Origin of the sequence: Micromonospora craterilacus, from assembly GCF_003236315.1 — a bacterium.
Classification (GTDB): domain Bacteria; phylum Actinomycetota; class Actinomycetes; order Mycobacteriales; family Micromonosporaceae; genus Micromonospora; species Micromonospora craterilacus.
Genome location: NZ_POTY01000568.1, coordinates 1 through 446 on the forward strand (window position 1 = coordinate 1; position 446 = coordinate 446).

1 protein-coding gene is annotated in these 446 nt (G+C 56.7%); it reads right to left on the bottom strand.

Features of this window, described 5'->3' with window-relative positions; genetic code table 11:
- Positions 1 to 425: pyridoxal-phosphate dependent enzyme (locus C1I95_RS37485; RefSeq protein ID WP_233514086.1), on the bottom strand; the 425-nt coding region annotated here is incomplete at its 3' end.
- Positions 426 to 446: the final 21 nt, after the last annotated feature.

Below are 446 nucleotides of genomic sequence, written 5' to 3' on the forward strand. Positions count from 1 at the left end.
ATATCCAGCACCTCATCCACCAGCGAAGCGTTGAAAATCCCCGGCAGATATTCCGCAGGCCAGCGGCGAATGCCGGGAATGCTACTGCCCTCTTCCGGTTGCAGGCCGACAATGGTCACCGGTTTGGATTGTTCGCGCATAAAGCGTGACACGCCGGTGATGGTGCCGGTTGTTCCCATGCTGGAGACAAAATGGGTAATGCGCCCGCCAGTTTGCTGCCAGATTTCCGGCCCGGTAGTGGTGTAATGGGCGTAAGGGTTATCGGGATTATTGAACTGATCGAGCAGCTTTCCTTCACCACGATTCGCCATCTCCAGCGCCAGATCGCGCGCACCTTCCATGCCCTGCTCTTTGGTGACAAGAATCAGTTCCGCACCATAAGCACGCATCGCCGCACGGCGTTCCTGGCTCATGTTGTCGGGCATCAGCAATTTCATGCGATAGCC